General features: G+C 58.4%; 10 protein-coding genes, 3 tRNA genes and 1 pseudogene. 9 read left to right on the top strand and 5 right to left on the bottom strand.

All coding sequences use genetic code 11. The annotated features are described in order from the left end of the window. Window positions 1-13 precede the first annotated feature (13 nt). Window positions 14-1,333 (bottom strand): phosphotransferase, encoded by a 1,320-nt coding sequence (locus ACLQ8T_RS10875; protein WP_413454636.1) that lies wholly within the window; start codon window positions 1,331-1,333, stop codon window positions 14-16. A gap of 157 nt (window positions 1,334-1,490) precedes the next feature. Between ACLQ8T_RS10875 and nudC the strand changes: the two genes are divergently transcribed. The 3 genes from nudC to ACLQ8T_RS10860 all read left to right on the top strand — a co-directional run bounded on the left by nudC (window position 1,491) and on the right by ACLQ8T_RS10860 (window position 5,278). After that, window positions 1,491-2,420, top strand: a complete 930-nt coding sequence (gene nudC / locus ACLQ8T_RS10870) for an NAD(+) diphosphatase (RefSeq protein ID WP_204722503.1) — start codon at window positions 1,491-1,493, stop codon at window positions 2,418-2,420. Further along, window positions 2,417-4,540 carry an ATP-dependent DNA helicase UvrD2 gene (locus ACLQ8T_RS10865; protein WP_413454635.1) on the top strand — a complete coding sequence of 708 codons (2,124 nt, stop codon included), beginning with the start codon at window positions 2,417-2,419 and terminating at the stop codon, window positions 4,538-4,540. The genes nudC and ACLQ8T_RS10865 overlap by 4 nt, the downstream gene beginning before the upstream one ends. A 126-nt stretch (window positions 4,541-4,666) precedes the next feature. Then, window positions 4,667-5,278 (top strand): SprT-like domain-containing protein, encoded by a 612-nt coding sequence (locus ACLQ8T_RS10860; RefSeq protein ID WP_413454634.1) that lies wholly within the window; start codon window positions 4,667-4,669, stop codon window positions 5,276-5,278. Between the two features lie 62 nt (window positions 5,279-5,340). Here ACLQ8T_RS10860 and ACLQ8T_RS10855 read toward each other — a convergent pair whose 3' ends face one another. Beyond that, window positions 5,341-6,768 (bottom strand): zinc-dependent metalloprotease, encoded by a 1,428-nt coding sequence (locus tag ACLQ8T_RS10855; RefSeq protein WP_413454633.1) that lies wholly within the window; start codon window positions 6,766-6,768, stop codon window positions 5,341-5,343. Between the two features lie 256 nt (window positions 6,769-7,024). Between ACLQ8T_RS10855 and ACLQ8T_RS10850 the strand changes: the two genes are divergently transcribed. The 3 genes from ACLQ8T_RS10850 to ACLQ8T_RS10840 all read left to right on the top strand — a co-directional run bounded on the left by ACLQ8T_RS10850 (window position 7,025) and on the right by ACLQ8T_RS10840 (window position 11,365). Beyond that, window positions 7,025-8,065, top strand: coding sequence for a PDZ domain-containing protein (locus ACLQ8T_RS10850; protein WP_204722499.1), 1,041 nt, complete (start codon window positions 7,025-7,027; stop codon window positions 8,063-8,065). Between the two features lie 130 nt (window positions 8,066-8,195). Further along, entirely contained in the window at window positions 8,196-11,231 is a 3,036-nt protein-coding gene (locus ACLQ8T_RS10845; RefSeq protein WP_204722498.1) for a UPF0182 family protein, read from the top strand. Between the two features lie 60 nt (window positions 11,232-11,291). Continuing rightward, window positions 11,292-11,365 (top strand) — tRNA-Met (locus tag ACLQ8T_RS10840). Window positions 11,366-11,520: 155 nt separating this feature from the next. Here the strand turns inward: ACLQ8T_RS10840 and ACLQ8T_RS10835 are convergent. Beyond that, window positions 11,521-12,719: pseudogene (locus tag ACLQ8T_RS10835) on the bottom strand (IS1249 family transposase). A 391-nt stretch (window positions 12,720-13,110) separates the two neighbouring features. Between ACLQ8T_RS10835 and ACLQ8T_RS10830 the strand changes: the two are divergent. Both ACLQ8T_RS10830 and ACLQ8T_RS10825 read left to right on the top strand, forming a co-directional pair. Then, a tRNA-Met gene (locus tag ACLQ8T_RS10830) sits at window positions 13,111-13,184 on the top strand. Window positions 13,185-13,556: 372 nt separating this feature from the next. Next, window positions 13,557-13,630 (top strand) — tRNA-Met (locus tag ACLQ8T_RS10825). Between the two features lie 116 nt (window positions 13,631-13,746). On the opposite strand, the gene ACLQ8T_RS10820 is transcribed toward ACLQ8T_RS10825, so the two are convergent. Together ACLQ8T_RS10820 and ACLQ8T_RS10815 are read right to left on the bottom strand one after the other, a co-directional pair. After that, complete coding sequence (locus ACLQ8T_RS10820) at window positions 13,747-14,478, bottom strand: PspA/IM30 family protein (protein WP_128469993.1); 732 nt, start codon at window positions 14,476-14,478, stop codon at window positions 13,747-13,749. A gap of 71 nt (window positions 14,479-14,549) precedes the next feature. Further along, the gene (locus ACLQ8T_RS10815; protein ID WP_413454632.1) at window positions 14,550-16,541 is read right to left on the bottom strand and encodes a TPM domain-containing protein; all 1,992 of its coding nucleotides are present in this window, start codon (window positions 16,539-16,541) and stop codon (window positions 14,550-14,552) included. Between the two features lie 322 nt (window positions 16,542-16,863). Between ACLQ8T_RS10815 and ACLQ8T_RS10810 the strand changes: the two genes are divergently transcribed. Beyond that, on the top strand, window positions 16,864-18,384 hold the full coding sequence (locus ACLQ8T_RS10810; RefSeq protein WP_204722496.1) for a S1C family serine protease: 1,521 nt from the start codon (window positions 16,864-16,866) through the stop codon (window positions 18,382-18,384). The last annotated feature ends 118 nt before the right edge of the window (window positions 18,385-18,502 follow it).

Here is an 18,502-nt window from a genome sequence, read left to right as displayed (position 1 = left end):
TGCCGGGAAGTGCCTACTTCCCGGCATCCTTGGCAGGCTCGTTCTCGTCTTGAGCGGGCTTCTGCGCGTCGGCTGTGCCATCCGCAGACAACTGTGCTTCCGCTGCCTCTTTCTCCTGATCGGAGGGCTTTTGCGCGGGCTCCTGCTTGGATGGGGTGCTGCTATCTGAACCAGCATCATCAGCATCCGCTGTTGGCTGATCCGCAGATTCTCCGGAATCCTGCTGCTCCTGTGGCGATGCGCCCTGGGGCCTTGCGGACTTCGGCGGTTCGGCAGCCAGGGCAGTGACCTTGTCGGTATTGATGCTTGGGGCGCTGATGGCCACCGGCTTTTCCGGAACCGTCTGGGACGAAGTTTCCGGCTGGGCAGCCAACGGACGCGGTGCCTCCACGACCGACAACGGCTGGCCGCCGTACTCGGCAATGTTCTGGTCCAGTTCTCGAAGCATCTCCTCGGCCTCGGCGATGCGTTCGTAGTCCTTGGAATCCAAGGACTTCACCAGCCACTGCGCCAACGCGAATTCCGCCGCCAGCGCGGCGCGGCGCATGATGTGCGGATCGGCGGCCTTGCCGCGAGCTTCGACGTAGGCGGAGAACACGCGCTCGCTGAAGCTCTGGTCTTCGATGGCCGAAAGCCAAGCGAAGTCATCTGCTGGGTCGCCGACATGCAAATCGGTCCACCCCTTGACCGCAGTGATGCTGGAATGCGAAATCTGCAACTGCTCTTCATCGAAATCACCGTGAACTACGGCAGCGTTGAAACGCCACAGTGCCACGTCCTCCATGGCGTGTTCCCAGCGGCGCAGCAAACGGCTTGGCACCTTGCCGGTCGCCGCGGCGGTATCCAGCTCGTTGAGCTTGCGCTGGCGAATCTCGTCGGCCGTGTAGGTCGGCAACCCTGCAACTTCGACTGCTTCATCGGGAATCTGGTGGATGGCAGCCATGCAATTGCCCAAGGACTTGGCCAGGTTGCTGCCCACATCAACCAGTTCGTCGAGGCTCGGAACATGGCCTGGCATGTCCTTGTAGACAAAGGTGCGCAGTGGACCCTGCCGCACGGTACCCGCTACTGCTGGCAAGGAAAAAGGCAGTGAAGCGCGGACCTTTGCTGAAAAAGCGCGCAAAGCCGAGAGTTCGGCTTCCAAGCGCATGCTTGCTTCGTCGTGGCGAGGTGAACGGACGCGCCAGCGATGCTTGAGTGCGTCGACGACCAATGCTGAGTCAAAGTCTTCCGCATCGTCGGACAGCGCCGCGAAGCCAACCGGGGTCAATCCGGGGACGGCAGCGGTGGCAATTGCGGCGAGTTCCATGGCAGTGCGTTTCACAAGTTCCACCGTATGCGAGATTCTCTTTTCTATCGTTGAATGACGCACGGAATATGGCGGGATTCACCGGCAACGTCCAGAGTTGCGATGAATCTCATTCATCAACTGCAATCCACAATGAGAATGCATCAGGATTCTGGGGTGCGATGTGCATTAGGTTAGAGGTATGGCTCTGGCAGAAACTTATCGAACCCCGCTTACCGGACTTCACTTCGGGCAGTCGCTGATCGAGCGACCGCTGACCGAAAAGCAGGATCCGATGCTTTTGCCGGACCTGTTGAATCAGCCCAGTACCAAGGTGCTGCTGATCAGTGGCGGTGGCGCGGCAACTTCCGGAGCTGAACTCTTCTTCCTCGACGGAACGCAGTATCTTGCGAAAGACTCCGAGCGCCAGGTGTATTTGGGGCGTGCGGCAGGCACCGAATACGTGCTGGCTATCGTTGATGCCGAAGATTATGCCACCAGTGGTATTGACCGCTGGATGACCTTGCGTGAAGGTTTCACCGTGCTCAGCGAACTGCATGCAGAACTTTTCGTGGAAGCGCAAGCGATCGCCAACTGGATTCGTTCGGAGAAGTTTTGTCCGCGTTGCGGATCGCCAGTCATGGCAGCCACCTTCGGCTGGGGCCAGCGCTGCGTAGAGAATGACCACGAGCTTTTTGCACGCACCGACCCGGCCATCATTGCCTCGGTGATAGACAGCCAAGATCGACTGCTGCTGGGATCCAATGCCACCTTCAAACACCGGATGTATTCGGTGCTGGCAGGATTCGTCGAGGCTGGCGAGTCCCTGGAGTCTGCGGTGCGTCGCGAGATTTATGAGGAATCCGGCGTGCGCGTTGGCGAGGTCGCCTACCGTGGTTCCCAGCCCTGGCCAATGCCGCGTTCGCTGATGCTTGGTTTCGCGGCTGAGGCCTTGAGCGAAGAGCTGGTTCCTGACGGCGCAGAAATCATGGACCTTCACTGGTTCACACGAGCTGAACTGCGTGAAGCCCTGGAATCAGGAACAATAGATATACCGCGTGGAGTCTCGATAGCCCACGCATTGATCCGTACCTGGTACGGCGAACCCCTTCCGGAGGCCCTGAGCAAGTGACCGAATACGACAATCCGCCAGCAATCGATTTGCTAGCGGGACTGGATGCTGAACAGCGGCAAGCAGCAGAAACCCTCAGCGGTCCACTGTGTATTCTGGCAGGTGCAGGAACCGGAAAGACCAGAGCCATTACCCACCGGATTGCCTACGGCGTGCATACCGGCATCTACAACCCGACCAGCGTTCTGGCCCTGACCTTCACCACTCGTGCTGCCGCGGAAATGCGCACCCGCTTGCGCCAGCTCGGCGCCCCCGGCGTGCAGACGCGAACGTTCCACGCGGCAGCCTTGCGCCAGCTGCAGTACTTCTGGCCGCAGGCCATAGGCGGAACCCTGCCGAACCTGGTTGAGCACAAGGCCCCGTTGATCGCAGAAGCAGCGCGTCGCCTGCGCATTTCCAGCGACCGTGCCATGGTCCGAGATCTTGCTGCCGAAATCGAGTGGGCCAAGGTGTCCATGCAGACCCCTGAGAGCTATGCCAAGATCGCATCCTCCCGCGAACTGCCCAACGGTCTTGAAGCAGTCAGCATGGCTCGAATCTTCCAGACCTACGAAGAGCTTAAAGATGACCGCGGAGTGATCGACTTCGAGGATGTGCTTCTCCTGACCATTGCGATTCTGGAAGACAATGAAAAAGTCGCAGCCAGCGTACGCCAGCAGTACCGCCATTTTGTCGTGGACGAGTACCAGGACGTTTCGCCGCTGCAGCAACGGCTGCTGGATCTCTGGCTCGGACAGCGCAACGAGCTGTGCGTGGTGGGCGATGCCTCCCAGACCATTTACTCGTTCACCGGTGCACGCCCTGACTACTTGCTGAACTTCAGCGCACGCTTCCCGGAAGCGAAAGTCGTGAAGCTGGTCCGCGATTACCGTTCCACTCCTGAAGTGGTCAACTTGGCCAATAAGGTGCTGGCTAACCGGCGCATTGAATCCCAGGTCCCAGACCGCCACGTCATCTGGCCAGAACCGCTGGAACTCATCGCGCAACGCGACCACGGTCCAGCGCCCGAATTCTTTGAAGCGACTGACGACGAGAACGAAGCTGATGAAGTCGCGCAGCGGATCAAGCAGCTGCTCAAAAATGGCCAAGACATTTCCGAAATTGCCATCTTGTACCGGACCAACGGACAGTCCCAGGCTTTCGAACAGGCCATGACGGGACATTCCATTCCCTATGTGATGCGTGGCGCAGAACGATTCTTCTCCCGCCGCGAGGTGAAGGAAGGCATGCTCGCGCTGCGGGCCGGATTGAGTGTGGCCGCAGATACTCCGGTTGCTCAGACGGTACGCGATATCCTTTCCTCGCATGGCTACTCGTTCAACGCTCCCAGCGGTGGCACCGGTGCAGTGCGCCAGCGTTGGGAGTCGATGTCGGCACTGGTTCGGCTGGCCGATGAAGTCGTTGCATTCAAGAAAGAGCAGGACATCGATGCCACGCTGCACGACGTGGTCAAGGAGCTCGAAGACCGTGCGGCGATCCAGCACGCGCCGACGCTTGATGGCGTCACCTTGGCGTCCTTCCACGCGGCAAAGGGTTTGGAATGGGATGCCGTATTCCTTGTCGGGTTGAACGAAGGCTTGGTCCCGATTTCCTATGCCAAGGATCAAGCGGGTTTCGACGAAGAACGGCGCTTGCTGTACGTGGGCATTACCCGTGCACGGAAGCACCTGTACCTGTCCTGGTCGCTTGCCAGGACACCGGGTGGACGTGCGCACCGTTACCCATCGCGATTCCTGGATGGGATTAAATCGGTACGCCAAGCCAGCAGCAGGCAGCAGACCAGCTACCGCAAGCGAGAGCAGAAAATCACGCCCGCGGTCTGCACGACCTGCGGCTCGTTCTTGACCAGTGCCAAGGAGCGGAAGCTCAAGCGTTGCGCCTCATGCCCGGCTGCTTATGACGAGGCCCTGTTCGAGGACTTGCGTGAATGGCGTTCGGAAGTCGCCCAGTCCAATGCGGTCCCGGCTTTCGTCATCTTCACCGATGCAACACTCATGTCCATCGCGGAGCACCAGCCGGATTCAATCCAGGGGCTGTCGAAGATTCCAGGAGTGGGACGCAGCAAGCTTGAACGATATGGCGAGGGAGTATTGGCGGTCGTTGGCGAGCGCCGCGCCTAGGTTCTCCACAACCGGTGTACCGGAGGCGAAGTGCTTCAGGGCCCGGGCTTAGCTTAATGAGATGACTGAGTGGGTGGATAGGACAATCCGCTTCACTGCCATGATCGAGGAATGGGGCGCTGTGCCATGCCAGCTTTTCCAAATACTGTCGACTTCGTAGCGCCGGACGAAATCCCCGTGCGGATTCTCCGTTCAGCCAAGCGCAAGAAAACTATTTCATCCCAATGGCGCGATAACCGGCTGACTATCCAGGTTCCTGCAGCGCTGGACGAAAAAACGGAACGTGCCTTCGTCGAAGAAATGATCACGAAGTATCGCAAGGGACGCCAAGCGCGCACAGCTGGGCATACTGATGACGCGCTGGCACGTCGTGCCGCGTCCCTTGACCAGCAGTACTTTGCAGGCGAGGCCGCGCCGCAATCGGTGCGCTGGGTAGCGAACCAGAACAAGCGTTGGGGCTCGGCTTCATATCGGCAGCGCAGCATCCGCTTATCAGTCACATTGCAGCATATGCCCAGCTGGGTGCAGGACTATGTGCTCGTCCATGAATTGGCGCATCTCGTGGCTCCCAGGGCCGGCCACGGACCAGAATTCCAGGCGTTGCTGAACCGGTTCGAACGCAGAGCGCAGGCCGATATCTTCCTGGAGGCCTTCCACGCTGGATACAACGCCCACGCCAAGGAACTGGGCTGTGCAGAAGATGAGCTATCCGGCTTCGGCCACGACGAGGAACAGTAGTTCGACACAAATAAGGAGGGATGTGCGCGTGCGCACATCCCTCCTTCGCGGTCTCAGCCTAGTCAGCTCTTTGGATCCTCTGGCTTGCCAGGATCATCATCGTCCTCGGAATCGGAGTCGACATTGTCGAAACCGCCGTCCAAGAGCTTGCCCAACGCCGCGTCGAAGTCATCGAACTCGGTTGCGGCAACTGCACGGCGATGAGTGAATCCCTGGGGATCGGTGAGATCTTCTGCGGTAGGCATCAGGTCAGGGTGGTCCCATACGGCGTCACGGCCGTCGATACCACGCTCATCGTACAGATGCTCCCAGAGGGCAGCTGCTTCACGAAGCTTGCGTGGGCGTAGTTCAAGGCCAACCAGAGATGCGAAAGCTGTCTCCGCCGGGCCACCGGATGCACGGCGACGGCGCATCGTCTCGCGCAGGTGGCCGGCAAATGGCAAGTTCTGGGCAGCCAAGGAAACTACGTGGTCAACCCACCCCTCGATCAATGCCAACGTCAGCTCGAGGTTCTCAAGAGCTTTCTCCTGGGCTGGGGTGCGCTGCGGGGTGAAAAGCCCTTCACCCAGCATCGACTGCAGGGCTTCCGGGTTGGACGGATCAATGCCGCGTACGGCATCCTCAATTCGCGACATGTCGATGTGGATGCCGCGAGCGTAGGATTCGACGGCGCCAATCAACTTGGAGCTCAGCCATGGCACCCGGTTGAACAATCGCGTATGTGCGTTCTCGCGCAGAATCACATACAGCAGGACTTCCTGCTCGGGGATTTCAAGGCCGTCGCCAAACTTGCTGACATTTGTCGCGATAATCCCCGGAGTGGTTCCTGCCAGCGGCAAGCCGATATCGGTGCCGCCAAGTACATCGGTTGCCAAGCCGCCCAAAGCAGTGCCCAGCTGCATGCCGAACATGCTGGCCCCGAGATTGCGGAACATGCCATCTGCGTTGCCGAGCATGCCCTTCATCTCTTCGGGAATCTGGTCCTTCATCGCGGTGGTGATGGCCTTGGCCACGGACTCGGCAACAGGTTCGGTGACCTGCTTCCACGTGGCCAAAGTCTTATCGTACCATCGTTTGCGAGTCCACACCTCTGTCGCGTGGCCGTTCGACTCGAACACCGTGGCGTTATCCAGCCACAATCCCGACAGGTTTGAAGCATCGCTGATGGCGCTGTTCCGCGCGTCGGAAACAGCAGGATCATCGCTGGCATATGCCTGCAACGCTGTGTCGGATGCAAGCTTCCAGTTCACCGGACCAGACGAAGCGTTATTGCTCATCATCGCGGACATCATGGCCTGGGCCTGCTGCATCATTTTCTGCATCGCAGCCGGATCGCCTTGAGCACCAAGGGCATCACGAAGCTGCGGCGGGAGGTCATTCGGGTCGAATCCGCCACCGAAGAGCTGACCAAACATTGCAGAAAATGGGTCCTGCGGATTGTTTTCGTCGTCATCGCCGTTTGGGCGGTTGTTCGGGGGATTCTGTGCCATGCCTTTAAAACTACCGCGAGCGCCTGATAGTTCCCACGAATCTGGGCTACAGTTCGCTTTCGGCACATCGAATACGCCTTGGTGCTGATGCTTTTAGACCCATGGCTTCAGTAGGCTAAGAGTGGGGATGTCTGCGAGGACGGATCCGCGTATTTTTTGACAGTTGGCGGGAGCAAGATCAGTGCACGTACGGGAACCACAAGACTCGATTCAGGAGCCAGGTAATTCCGGCCGTGCTCCTCGAGGTTCCAAAACCATGAAACGCACCAGCTCCGGCATCGTTGCACTGCTCCTGATCGGCGTAATGATGTTTCTCCCCACGCATTTCATGATCCGATCGCCGGGCCCCGTGTTCAACACGTTGGGCGAGGACAGCGGACACGATGTGGTTTCCATCAAGGGAGCCGAATCTTACCCTTCGGACAGTGTCTTGGATCTGTTGACCATTTATGTCCAGGGTGGCGGGCAGAACCGGATTACCATTCCTGTCGTGCTCGAAGCACTGATTAATCCGGCCAAGGATGTCGTCCCCGAAGAAACAATTATTTCCCGTGGAGTCTCCTCGGAAGAAAAGAATGAGCAAAACGATTTCCTGATGACTTCTTCGCAGGATTTGGCTGTAGCGGCGGCGTTGACCGAGCTCGGCAAAGATTTCACCGAATGGCTGACAGTCGCGGACTTCTCCACCGACACGAATGAAAAGGTGCTGGAGCCGAAGGACCGCTTGCTGGAGTTCGAAGGGGAGAAGATCACTTCGCTGGAGCAGCTGAAGGAGAGCCTGAACGACCACGGGGCAAAACCAGCAACCCTAACCGTCGGCCGACCGGACAAGCATGGTGTCTACAGCAATGTGGACGTCACCGTGCATACCAAGGAAGCCGAGAATGGCGAACGCCAGTTGGGTGTCTTCCTGGGTAGTGAATACGAGTTTCCCATTGACGTGAGTTTCGGGTTGGAAAACGTAGGCGGTCCGAGCGCCGGGATGATGTTTGCCTTGGCGATCATTGACCGCTTGACTGAAGGCTCGCTGGCGGGGGACCACCACATTGCCGGCACCGGCGAAATTTCTGCCGATGGTGCGGTCGGTCCGATCGGTGGCATCGCCCAGAAGATGGTGGCCGCCAAGAGCAATGGAGCGAGTGTGTTCTTGGCACCAGCCGATAACTGTGCTGAAGTCGTTGGCCGAGTTCCCGCCGGACTCGACGTCATCAAGGTAGCGACACTGTCGGAGGCCCGCCATGCATTAGAGAAAATCGCCAAGGGGCAAGACCCCGCGACTTTCACGACATGCGAATAGATTTAGCCGTGCATCAAGGGAAGAATGTGATGCAAGGAAACCAATCTCGTGCACAACGCCCGTTCATGAATTAGGTACACGAGTTCTCCCGTTGGAAACAACGGGAAGAACCCAAAGTAAGGAATAGATAGTGTCATTCGGATCGGATAGTCCGTTCGGGGGTCCGCCGCGACCCCAAGAACCACAACGACCTTCCAACCCTTCGGGCAAGAAAGCGTCGCCGCTGACCCTGACCATCTTCGCGGTGGTCATCCTCGTCGCGGTTTTCGTTTTCTTGTCGAATTTCTACGCTGATATCCTCTGGTTCAACCAGCTGGGTTTCTCCGAGGTCTACTGGACTGAGCGGATCGCCAAACTAGTGATCTTCCTGATCGCGTTGGTATTGATGGCAGTTCCAATGTGGTTCTCGATGCGCAGTGCTTACAAGCACCGCCCGGTCTATGCGCCCAATTCGAACCGGCCCGATTCCATGTCGCGCTACCAGGCTCAGCTGGAACCAGTGCGCCGTTTCCTGATGGTGGGCATTCCACTGGTGATTGGCATCTTCGCCGCCGTTGCCGTGGCAGGACAGTGGCAGACGATATTGCTGTTCTTCAACCAGGTCGGTTTCGGGAGCACTGACCCCCAGTTCAACATGGATCTGGGCTTCTTTGTCTTCTCCCTTCCATTCATTGCGCTGGTCAACGGCTTCTTGATCTCGGTCGTGCTGCTCAGCGGCGTGGCCGGTCTGCTGACCCACTACCTCTACGGCGGAATCCGCGTCGAAGAACGCGGTGGCATTACTGTTGGCAAGGCTGCTCGCGTGCACACCGCAGTTGTTGTCGGTGTTTTCTTGCTCTTCCAGGCCGTGAACTTCTGGATTGGCCAGTACGAGACCCTCACTGACCAGTCAGGCCGTGTCGCCGGTGCGCTGTACAAGGATGTCAATGCAGTCATCCCGGCGCAGATGATTCTGGCCATCGTGGCGATCCTGATCGCCGTCACCTTCGTGATTGCGGCGATCAACGGGCGTTGGCGCTTGCCATTGATTGGCACCGCCATGCTGGTGGCAACGATGATTGTTGCCAGCGGCGTCTATCCGTTCCTAGTCCAGCAGTACAAGGTGGTCCCTTCGCAGAAGGCGCTGGAGAGCGAGTACATTGAGCGCAATATCGAGATGACTCGTTTGGCATTCGGCCTGGATGACGTGGAAGTGACCGACTACGACGCAAAGATCTCGACCGAGAAGAATGCGCTGGCGAAGGAAACTGCCACCACCGCGAACATCCGTCTGCTGGATCCGAACCTGGTTTCGGCTGCTTTCGCACAGCTGCAGCAGTTCCGTGGTTACTACACCTTCGCAGAGACCCTGAACGTTGACCGCTACGAGATCGACGGCAAGGTGGAAGATACCGTTATTGCCGCCCGTGAAGTGAACGTCGATCCAACCGACACCTGGGTGAACCAGCACATCAACTACACCCATGGCTACGGCCTGGTGGCCGCATACGGCAACCGTGTGGCTGCCGGTGGCCGTCCGGACTTCATGCTCGGTGGCATCCCGACCTCTGGTGATTTGATCACCGACCAGGAATACGAACCGCGGATCTACTTCGGTGAGAATTCTCCGTCCTATTCGATTGTGGGCGGACCGGATGAGGGATGGACCGACCAGGAACTTGACCGCCCGGGTACCGGTGGCGAGAACCAGGACACCCGCTATACCTTCAAGGGCGATGGCGGTCCGAACGTTGGCAACTTGTTCAACCGCTTGGTCTACGCGCTGAAGTTCGCCTCCACCGATCTGTTGCTCTCGCAGAACGTCAATAGCGAATCGCAGATCCTGTACGATCGCGACCCTCGCGATCGTGTCAGCAAGGTTGCACCGTACCTCACGTTGGATTCCCAAGCGTACCCTGCCATCGTCGATGGCCGGGTGCAGTGGATCATCGATGGCTACACGACCTCGAATGACTTCCCATATTCCCAGCAGCAGCAGCTGGATTCGGCAGTGACCGACTCGCTGACCAACGCGCAGGACCTGTCGCTGACCGGTCGCGTGAACTACCTGCGCAACTCGGTGAAGGCCACCGTCGATGCCTATGACGGATCGGTCAAGCTCTACGCCTGGGACACCGAAGATCCAATCCTGCAGTCTTGGCAGAAGATCTTCCCTACGGCCTTGAACCCGCTGGATGATATGTCCGCAGAGCTGATGGAGCACGTGCGCTACCCGGAGGACATGTTCAAGGTGCAGCGTGAAGTGCTGACCACCTACCACGTGGACAACCCGGATGCATTCTACGAGTCCAACGATGCATGGGCCGTGCCTGACGATCCAACTTCGTCTGCTGCCGGCGTGAAGCAGCCGCCATACTTCATGTCCTTGAAGATGCCTACCCAGGATGAAGCGTCGTTCTCGTTGACCTCGACCTTTATCCCGGCTGCGGCAGCCAACGGCCAGCAGCGCAACGTGCTCTTCGGCTTCCTGTCGGCGAATGCCGATGCCGGATCCACGCCGGGGGAGAAGGCCGACGACTACGGCAAGCTGCGGCTGCTTGAGCTGCCACGAGACACTGCTGTTCCTGGCCCGGGCCAGGCTCAGCAGAACTTCGATACCAACACCCGAGTGACCACCGAACTGAACCTGCTGCGCCAGGGCGCCTCGGAAGTCAAGAACGGCAATCTGCTGTCCTTGCCAGTTGGCGGCGGTATCCTCTACGTCCAGCCTGTATATGTCCAGTCTTCGGGCCAGACCAGCTACCCGACCTTGCGCAAGGTTCTGGTTTCCTTCGGTGACAAGGTCGGCTTCGCCGATACGCTGGCCGAAGCACTGGATGAAGTCTTTGGTGGTGATTCCGGTGCGGTAACCGGTGAGACCGAAGGCGTGTCGCCGAGCGAAGACCCTGAGGGCGAGGCGGAACCGACCCAGACCGATACCGAGAAGCTGACTGAAGCTCTGGCTGATGCGAACGAAGCCATCAAGAATGGACAGGAAGCATTGGCCAAGGGTGACTTCGGCGCTTACGGTGAATCGCAGAAGCAGCTGGAGGACGCCTTGAACCGTGCGATGGAGGCAGATGCTGCCATCAACGGCACCGAGGTTGAGGGAGACGTGAAACTGGACGAAGGTCAGAACAACGACGCCTCCCAGTCGCCAGCCCCAACCGATGGCGCGGAAGGCTAGGAGTAGCAGTAACTGCCGATTTGCTTTCACCCCGCGATGATGCAAGAATTATCTAGTCATCGCGGGGTGGAGCAGTTCGGTAGCTCGCCGGGCTCATAACCCGGAGGTCAGAGGTTCAAATCCTCTCCCCGCCACGAATGGCAAAATGGAGATCCGAAAGGATCTCCATTTTGCGTTAAGCTGAAACTCTCCAGCCACCGAACCCGGGGGACGCCCGGGGGCTATAGGCAATAAATGGTGTCTGGCCCGGGTGTGTCACCCGGGCCAAACCCCGTTCTAGGACCAATTTCTAGCGAGTTCTTCCAGCCCAACCAGCCCTGGAATACAGTCCTTCCTCAGCCGTTGCGGTGGTCCCGTAGAGCTCCGGCCCAACAGGTTCTTCCGCAGCTTTCTGCTTTGTCTCTGCCTGTTCTTGTTCGTAGGCCTTGTTGGCCTTGATCAACGCCGGCAAGGTCGGCCGTGAGCTCTTATCCGCGTGCGTCCAGCAGAACCATTCGCACGCCCGCCGCCGATGCTCAATCGGCATCCCGCGATGGTTGCGGATCATCTCCCGGATCCCGGAATTGACCGCTCCTTCGATCATGTTCGTCGTCGCGCTGATCCCTAATCCTTCCAAATCGTGGTCTAGGTAGGTGAACAGGTGGCCACGCCACAGCGCCCGGTTCATGCCTTCATAGGCCTTGCGCAACCTGTAGTGCGTGTACCACCAAGTCCGGGTCTTGCGCAGCCCTTTAGGCCGCGGGCCAGCCCAGTCGCCAGCGTAGGTGCGTTCATTGAGCAGGTCCTGGTATTCGGAATGCCAGGCAGCGAACGCGGCCATCCATGCCGCGGCTTCTTCTTGGGTGCGGATACGCGTCAATTGCAGGCTCAACTGGCGCAACGCCTTGCCTGCGGCCAGGCGCGGTTCAGGGTCAGGTGCGTGCGCACGTTGCGCTGGATATGCACCAGGCACCGCTGGACCTTCACCTCCGGCCAGAGATTCTTCAACGCTTTCATCAGCCCTGATCCGCCGTCGGTGACGATGACTTTCGATTCCGGAAGATGCTGCAGCAGCGCGGTCCATGCTGCTGCTTTCTCGTGGTTGCACCATTGCCAGGAGATGACTTTGCCGTTGGCGATGGCGATCAAAAGGCACCAGCCGCGACGCAGGTAGATTCCGTCGACTTGGATCTCGTCGAAGACTTCTCCGGTGTGGTTCAGATAGGGGTGGATGTTCCAGCACCATCGGGTTTGGTGGCGGAAGGTGCGTCCGGTGCCGCCGGCGTGTTCGGCTTGGGTGAGCTTTCCCATCAGCCAGGTGATGAAGCTTGCCAGCTGGTTCCGTGCGGTGAGGTCAGGGCGGTTGTGTGTGGTGGAGGCGTTGCAGTTGGTGCAGCGCCAGCGTTGCTTGCCGTTGCGTTGCCCGTTCTTCTTTTGGGGGCTTTGGCAGATACTACATAGGTGGGTGTTTTTTCTATTAAGGGTCACGCCTATGGGAACAATATCCATAGTCGACTTGATTCTGCCCCGGGATTCCGGGGCAGGATCAGGTCGCGCGACACCACTTATTGCCTATAGGCCACGCCCGGGAGGCAATTGTTGCTAATCCGTACGCAGGAAGATCGTCTGGTGGAAGAAGACAACGTCTCCCTGACGCCACCCCGAGGTCAATGAATGCTCGTTACACGGCTACGGGCAAGGGCAACGGCAGATGCATTTGATGACCCAGGTCTGAGCACGGCCGCTCGCGACTTTCCGGACCGGGTGCGGCCAGTGCAAGAAATATGGTCAGCACCGAAGAGTAATTCGGGTCAGGTGGGACATTCGAGCGGAGTGGGATTAAGGACACGCTCTTCGATTCGCTATTGAGTTCAACAGTTGGTAACGTTGTATTTACCGACGCGGGGTGGAGCAGTTCGGTAGCTCGCCGGGCTCATAACCCGGAGGTCAGAGGTTCAAATCCTCTCCCCGCCACGAAAGTGGAAACGGAGATCCGAAAGGGTCTCCGTTTTCTTTGTCTTGGCGGCTTGGCGGCTTGGCGGCTTGGCGGCTTGGCGGCTTGGCGTCGCTGCCGGATCACTGCCAGTCGTTGATCAGACCCACGAAATCAGAAACTCGGATCTCTGCCTCTGCAGCGAGTCAGTACGAGCGGCCATCTGGTTCCCGACAGCTAATTCTCTTGTCTGTCTACCAGTTGCATCTGAAAAAATTCTTCGTTACCCGCTCATGCTGCGGGGGACTGGTGCTTTGTTCGATGCCTCCAGAGTGCTGGATCATTGCGTGAGCAAGCGCACTTCCTCAGGATTGGCCAAGTCATTCACCGATTGGTAAAGTTATATTTACCGACGCGGGGTGGAGCAGTTCGGTAGCTCGCCGGGCTCATAACCCGGAGGTCAGAGGTTCAAATCCTCTCCCCGCCACGAAAGTGGAAACGGAGATTCGAAAGAGTCTCCGTTTCTTGTTTAATCATCAAAAGCAATTGGCTGGCATGCTTGCGCACTGCCAGCCAATTGACGATATCCCGTTATTCGAGTTCCTAGCTTTCCAAAGCACCAGTCTGCTTGGCCTTCAGGGCCGCTAGACGAGCTTCAACTTCGGTCTGCTCACCCAGATCTTCCAAGGACTCGAACTGGGCGTCCAGGCTTGACGCCTGCAATTCTGCAGCACCGCGGACTCGGGCTTCTTCGCGGCGAACCTTTTCCTCGAAGCGGCCGATCTCGCTGGATGGATCCATGATGTTCACGGATTTGATGGCTTCGTTGACCTGGTTCTGAGCGTGAGCCGACTTGGCGCGGGCGACCAGCTCGTCGCGCTTGCTGGCCAACTCTGTGCGCTTTTCCTTCATCATGTTCAAACCGCTCTTGAGCTTGTCCACGATTTGGCGCTGCGATGTAATCGTTGGCTCTGCAGTCTTCATCTCGGACTCGGCCTGCATCTGGCGCTGGATGGCGACCTTAGCCAAGTTGTCGAACTTCGCGGCATCATCTGCCTTGCCTGCGGAGCGGAATTCCTCCGCCTTGTTGGACGCTGCCAGTGCTTTGGCACCCCACTCGGAAGCTGCCTGCTCGTCCTCGCGGTAGTCGTCTTCCAGCATGCGCAGGTTGCCGATGGTCTGGGCAATCGCCTGCTCTGCTTCAGCGATATTGTCGTTGTAGTCGCGCACCATCTGATCCATCATTTTCTGAGGGTCTTCAGCTGCGTCGAGCATCGCATTGATGTTGGCCTTGGCCAGCTGGGAAATGCGTCCGAAGATTGACTGCTTGATCATGGTTGGACCTTTCTGTCCGTAAGGAAAAACATTAGGTACTTCAAAACAACTAGTGAATCTATTCCGGCAAACTAGAAATTGCCGCCTCCGCCGCCTCCGAAGTCACCTCCTCCGAAACCGCCTCCGTCGCCAAAGCCGCCGAAGCCGCCCCCGCCGAAGAGTCCTCCGCCGTCGCCGCCATCCGAATGACCGCCGTGGCTTCCGCCACCGAGGATCGTGTTTATCAGGATGCCGCCTAGCATGGCACCGCCGATGCCATCAAACATCCCGCCACCGCGGCCGCGGCCGTAGTTGCCGTAATTTCCGTATCCGCGGGAGCCGCCAAAACCGTCAAATCCACTGACATCGTTTTCGGCCATCTGCGCAGCCTGATCAGCCAACTGAATTGCACGTTGCGCCGAACCCACGGCACGCAGCGGATCTCTGCCGGAAAGCGACCGGGCTTCATCGAAGGTGCGTTGTGCTTCAGCAAGACGGGTGCGTGCCGAGGAACGTACGCCACCGCGACGGGCACGGATGTAATCGTCCGTGCCGCTGATGCGTGATGCCGCCGTGTGCAAGAGAGAATCAAGCTGCGCACGGGCAGACTGTTCCTGCTGCGCCCGGTCACGCGAACTGGACAGGGCCTCTGAGAGCGGGCGCACGGCCTCGTCGAGCTGGGTGATCAACGCTAGCGGGTTGTATCGGTCGCTGTTCAAGGCTTGCTTCGTATTATTCAGTGCGCTTTCCACACCGGCCACGGCACTTGCCAACCCGGGATTCGAACCGTTTGCCATGAAAGCTTTCGCTTGGGCCAGGTCCCGTTCGGCTAGTGCCATTGACGACTTCAAGTCTTGCTGGGCTTGCTCCAACGCTTCGCCGGCTTTGTTGATGGCTTTGAGCAACACGTCGGCTTGGTCCTGCGCTTCTTCCGCGTTTTGGATCAAGATCGCGGCATTGGGACGGTCATTGGCCAGCTTCTGCGATGCCTGCTTCAAGGCAGATGACGCAAAGGTCAAACGTTCTGCGGCTTGTTCGGCATTGTCCTTGATCTGTGCAACTGCGCTGGCATCGTATCGGCCAGCGAGGCGCTCCAAATCGGCAACTCTAGCCGAAAGCCTCTGATTGAGCGGTTCTTGATTCGCTGAAACCTCAGTAATGCGATCGTCCGCATTCTGCTCCAGCTGGCGCAACTGCTTGAACTCGTTGGCATGAGCCTGCAGGGAATGATTAACCTTCTGGCAACGGTCAATGATTTCATTCAGCCAAGAACGCTGATCCTGTTCGGTATCCGGGATATCGTCATCCAACTGCTGCTGCAAACGGAAGGATTCCGACAGGTGGGTCTTGGCCTGTTCGATATCTTCCAGATAGACCTGGACCGCTTGCCTCCCGTACTGAGCCTCGGCGAAGCCCAATTCCTGCTGGGAAGAACGAATCGAGTCATCTGCTGCTACCAGCAATTGATCTGCCTGTAAACGGAGCTTGTCCAGCGGGATCAACTGTTGTTGCGGCGCAGGAGAGCCATAATTTCCAGGGTGTTGACCCGGGCCTTGGCCGAGTGAGGCGGCCTTCTTCTTGCTGCGCCGTGAAAGGAACAGGTACCCAACCACAGCGACTGCGCCAATGACCAGAACGACTGTTAGGAAACCGCCGCCAGAGGAAGAGCCATCGGGGCTGCCACCGCCTTCAACACTGCGCATGCCATCGATAGCGCCTTCAACGGCGCCAGCCCAGTCATTTTCGCCGAGTGCTGGACTGATCTGGCTGCTGTAGATTCCGGTGGCGGCCGCGGCAATCGGGCCTCCCTTCGCGCCAGCAAAATATGCCTGCCGGGTTTGGGTTGCTACCACCAAGATGGAGTCGGCACTGCCTAGCCCCTTCTTGTTGGCAACCTCGGTGGCCCATTGATCAGCTTGGGCTGGGTTCGAAAACTCATCGACGAATACCGCAAATAGATTCAACCCTGTATCGCTGCGGAGCTCTTTGATTTCGGACTCCAAGCGCGACTCGTCCGAACCAAGCACACCTGAAGAATCGACTACGAAATCGCCGGGTGGAATAGTAACCGGCGATTCAGCCATTGCCGGTGCCGATAAGCCGAAAGAGGCTGCAGCTGCCAATAGTGCTCCAGCAATGAGCCGTCTAGCTTTCATACGCATGTCTTGTTTCCCGCCTGAAATACAACAGCCAATCCAAAGATCAAGAGAGGGCCGATCTGGCAATCCCCAGAGATTGGGTTCACACTTATGATTGATTCTATTTGCCCTAATGAACCACGTCTACGCCATTCAGCTGGCAGAATAGTTAACTCACAGCAGGTGCTCAGACACCACAATTCGATGCCACAGACCTGAGTTGAATAATTGAACTCAAGAGAATTCGACAGTTCGAAAGAGGCAAGCCATGAGCCAGACACCGAATGAGCCACGTGGGAACGATGCGGGCAATTCATCAGAGCCAAAGAACAACAACACCGACCCAGTGGCTTCGAGTGAACCAACAGTGAGCTACCCGAGGGTGAACCCGGGCCCAAGCGCCAGCGAGCAGCCAACTAGCGCTTACCCAACGGCGGCTGCCGACAGCACGCCGAATTGGGCCCACCAACACGGCCAGCATTCCGATGCCCAGCCAGTCCAGAACGGATCTGCTTACGGTTCGGGCTACGGCATGCCGTCCAACGAGCCAGCGCACTACCCAGTTCCACCGGAGAAGCCTTCCAAGAACAAGAAGTCCTTCTCCGGCAGCACCCTCATCGCGGGAATGGTCGCGGCAGCACTGGTCGGCGGCGTCACCGCCGCTGGCACCACCTATCTCATGAATGACAACGCAGGCTCTTCCTCGGTCACCAGCTCGCCGCGCGAAGGAGTGGTGATCAACAATCCGGACAAGGTCACCGAAGTCACCGCAGCCGCCGCCAAGGCCAGTCCCAGTGTGGTGACCATCGAAGTATCCGGCAACGGCTCCGGCGGATCCGGCTCGGGCATCGTCTTGGATGACAAAGGAAACATTCTGACCAACACCCACGTGGTCACCCTGGGTGGAGAAGTTGCCAATCCAAAGATTTCGGTTCAGATGAACGACGGTACCGTGCATAGCGCCACTGTCGTCGGAACCGATCCGCTATCGGATCTGGCTGTCATCAACATCCAGGCCGACGGTCTGGTTCCGGCCACCCTGGGCTCATCGGCCGAACTGAACGTCGGGGATACCGCGGTCGCCATTGGCGCCCCTCTGGGCCTGAGCGGCACCGTCACCGACGGCATCATTTCCACACTGAACCGCACTATCTCCATCGCGTCTTCGGCCGTGCCCGAGGATAGCGACCAGAGCGATGGCGGAGACGGCAATCAGTTCAACTTCCAATTCCCCGGCCAAGAACAGCAACAGCAGCAATCAAGCGGTTCGATCTACGTGAATGTCATCCAGACCGACGCGGCGATTAACCACGGCAACTCCGGCGGCGCACTGGTTGACGCCAATGGTGAAATCATCGGCGTCAACGTCGCCATCGCCTCGGCTGGCAACAGCGAAGAAGGCGGTTCGATTGGCGTGGGCTTCGCTATCCCTATCGACTATGCAAAGCGTGTTGCCCAGGAACTGATCGACAACGGCGTCGCAACGCACGGTCTGCTCGGTGCCACAGTGACGCCACAGGGCGCCTCGGGATCCAACCAGCAGAACGCATCGGCCTTCTCGGTTGGTGCCCGCATTGTTGAAATCAGCCCCGACTCCGCAGCTGACAAGGCGGGCTTGAAATCCGGCGACGTGATCACCGGCGTCAATGGCCGCGCGGTCCAGGACTCGCAGACGGTGACGGCCGCCATTCGCGAGATTCCTGCCGGGGGAGAAGCGAAAATCACCTATCTTCGCAATGGCCAGGAGAATACCGCAACCGCAACGGTCGGGACGCTGTCAAATAACTAAACAAATCGTCATGATGACGCTGTGGATCAAGTGACGCAGGCTGGTGACCAACCAGCCTGCGTCACTTGATGTTCTCAGAGCGATAAACGCTCGGTGAACTGCCTTGTGTCGATACGAT

It is taken from the genome of Glutamicibacter sp. FR1 (assembly GCF_047300825.1).
GTDB lineage: Bacteria > Actinomycetota > Actinomycetes > Actinomycetales > Micrococcaceae > Glutamicibacter > Glutamicibacter nicotianae.
This window is presented reverse-complemented; position numbering and strand designations above follow the sequence as displayed.

Bases quoted from the DNA above. Each gene is read 5' to 3' on its own strand.
- nudC (WP_204722503.1), top strand. From the start codon at position 1,491: ATGGCTCTGGCAGAAACTTATCGAACCCCGCTTACCGGACTTCACTTC.
- ACLQ8T_RS10860 (WP_413454634.1), top strand. From the start codon at position 4,667: ATGCCAGCTTTTCCAAATACTGTCGACTTCGTAGCGCCGGACGAAATC.
- ACLQ8T_RS10855 (WP_413454633.1), bottom strand. From the start codon at position 6,768: ATGGCACAGAATCCCCCGAACAACCGCCCAAACGGCGATGACGACGAA.
- ACLQ8T_RS10850 (WP_204722499.1), top strand. From the start codon at position 7,025: ATGAAACGCACCAGCTCCGGCATCGTTGCACTGCTCCTGATCGGCGTA.
- ACLQ8T_RS10820 (WP_128469993.1), bottom strand. From the start codon at position 14,478: ATGATCAAGCAGTCAATCTTCGGACGCATTTCCCAGCTGGCCAAGGCC.
- ACLQ8T_RS10815 (WP_413454632.1), bottom strand. From the start codon at position 16,541: ATGGCTGAATCGCCGGTTACTATTCCACCCGGCGATTTCGTAGTCGAT.
- ACLQ8T_RS10810 (WP_204722496.1), top strand. From the start codon at position 16,864: ATGAGCCAGACACCGAATGAGCCACGTGGGAACGATGCGGGCAATTCA.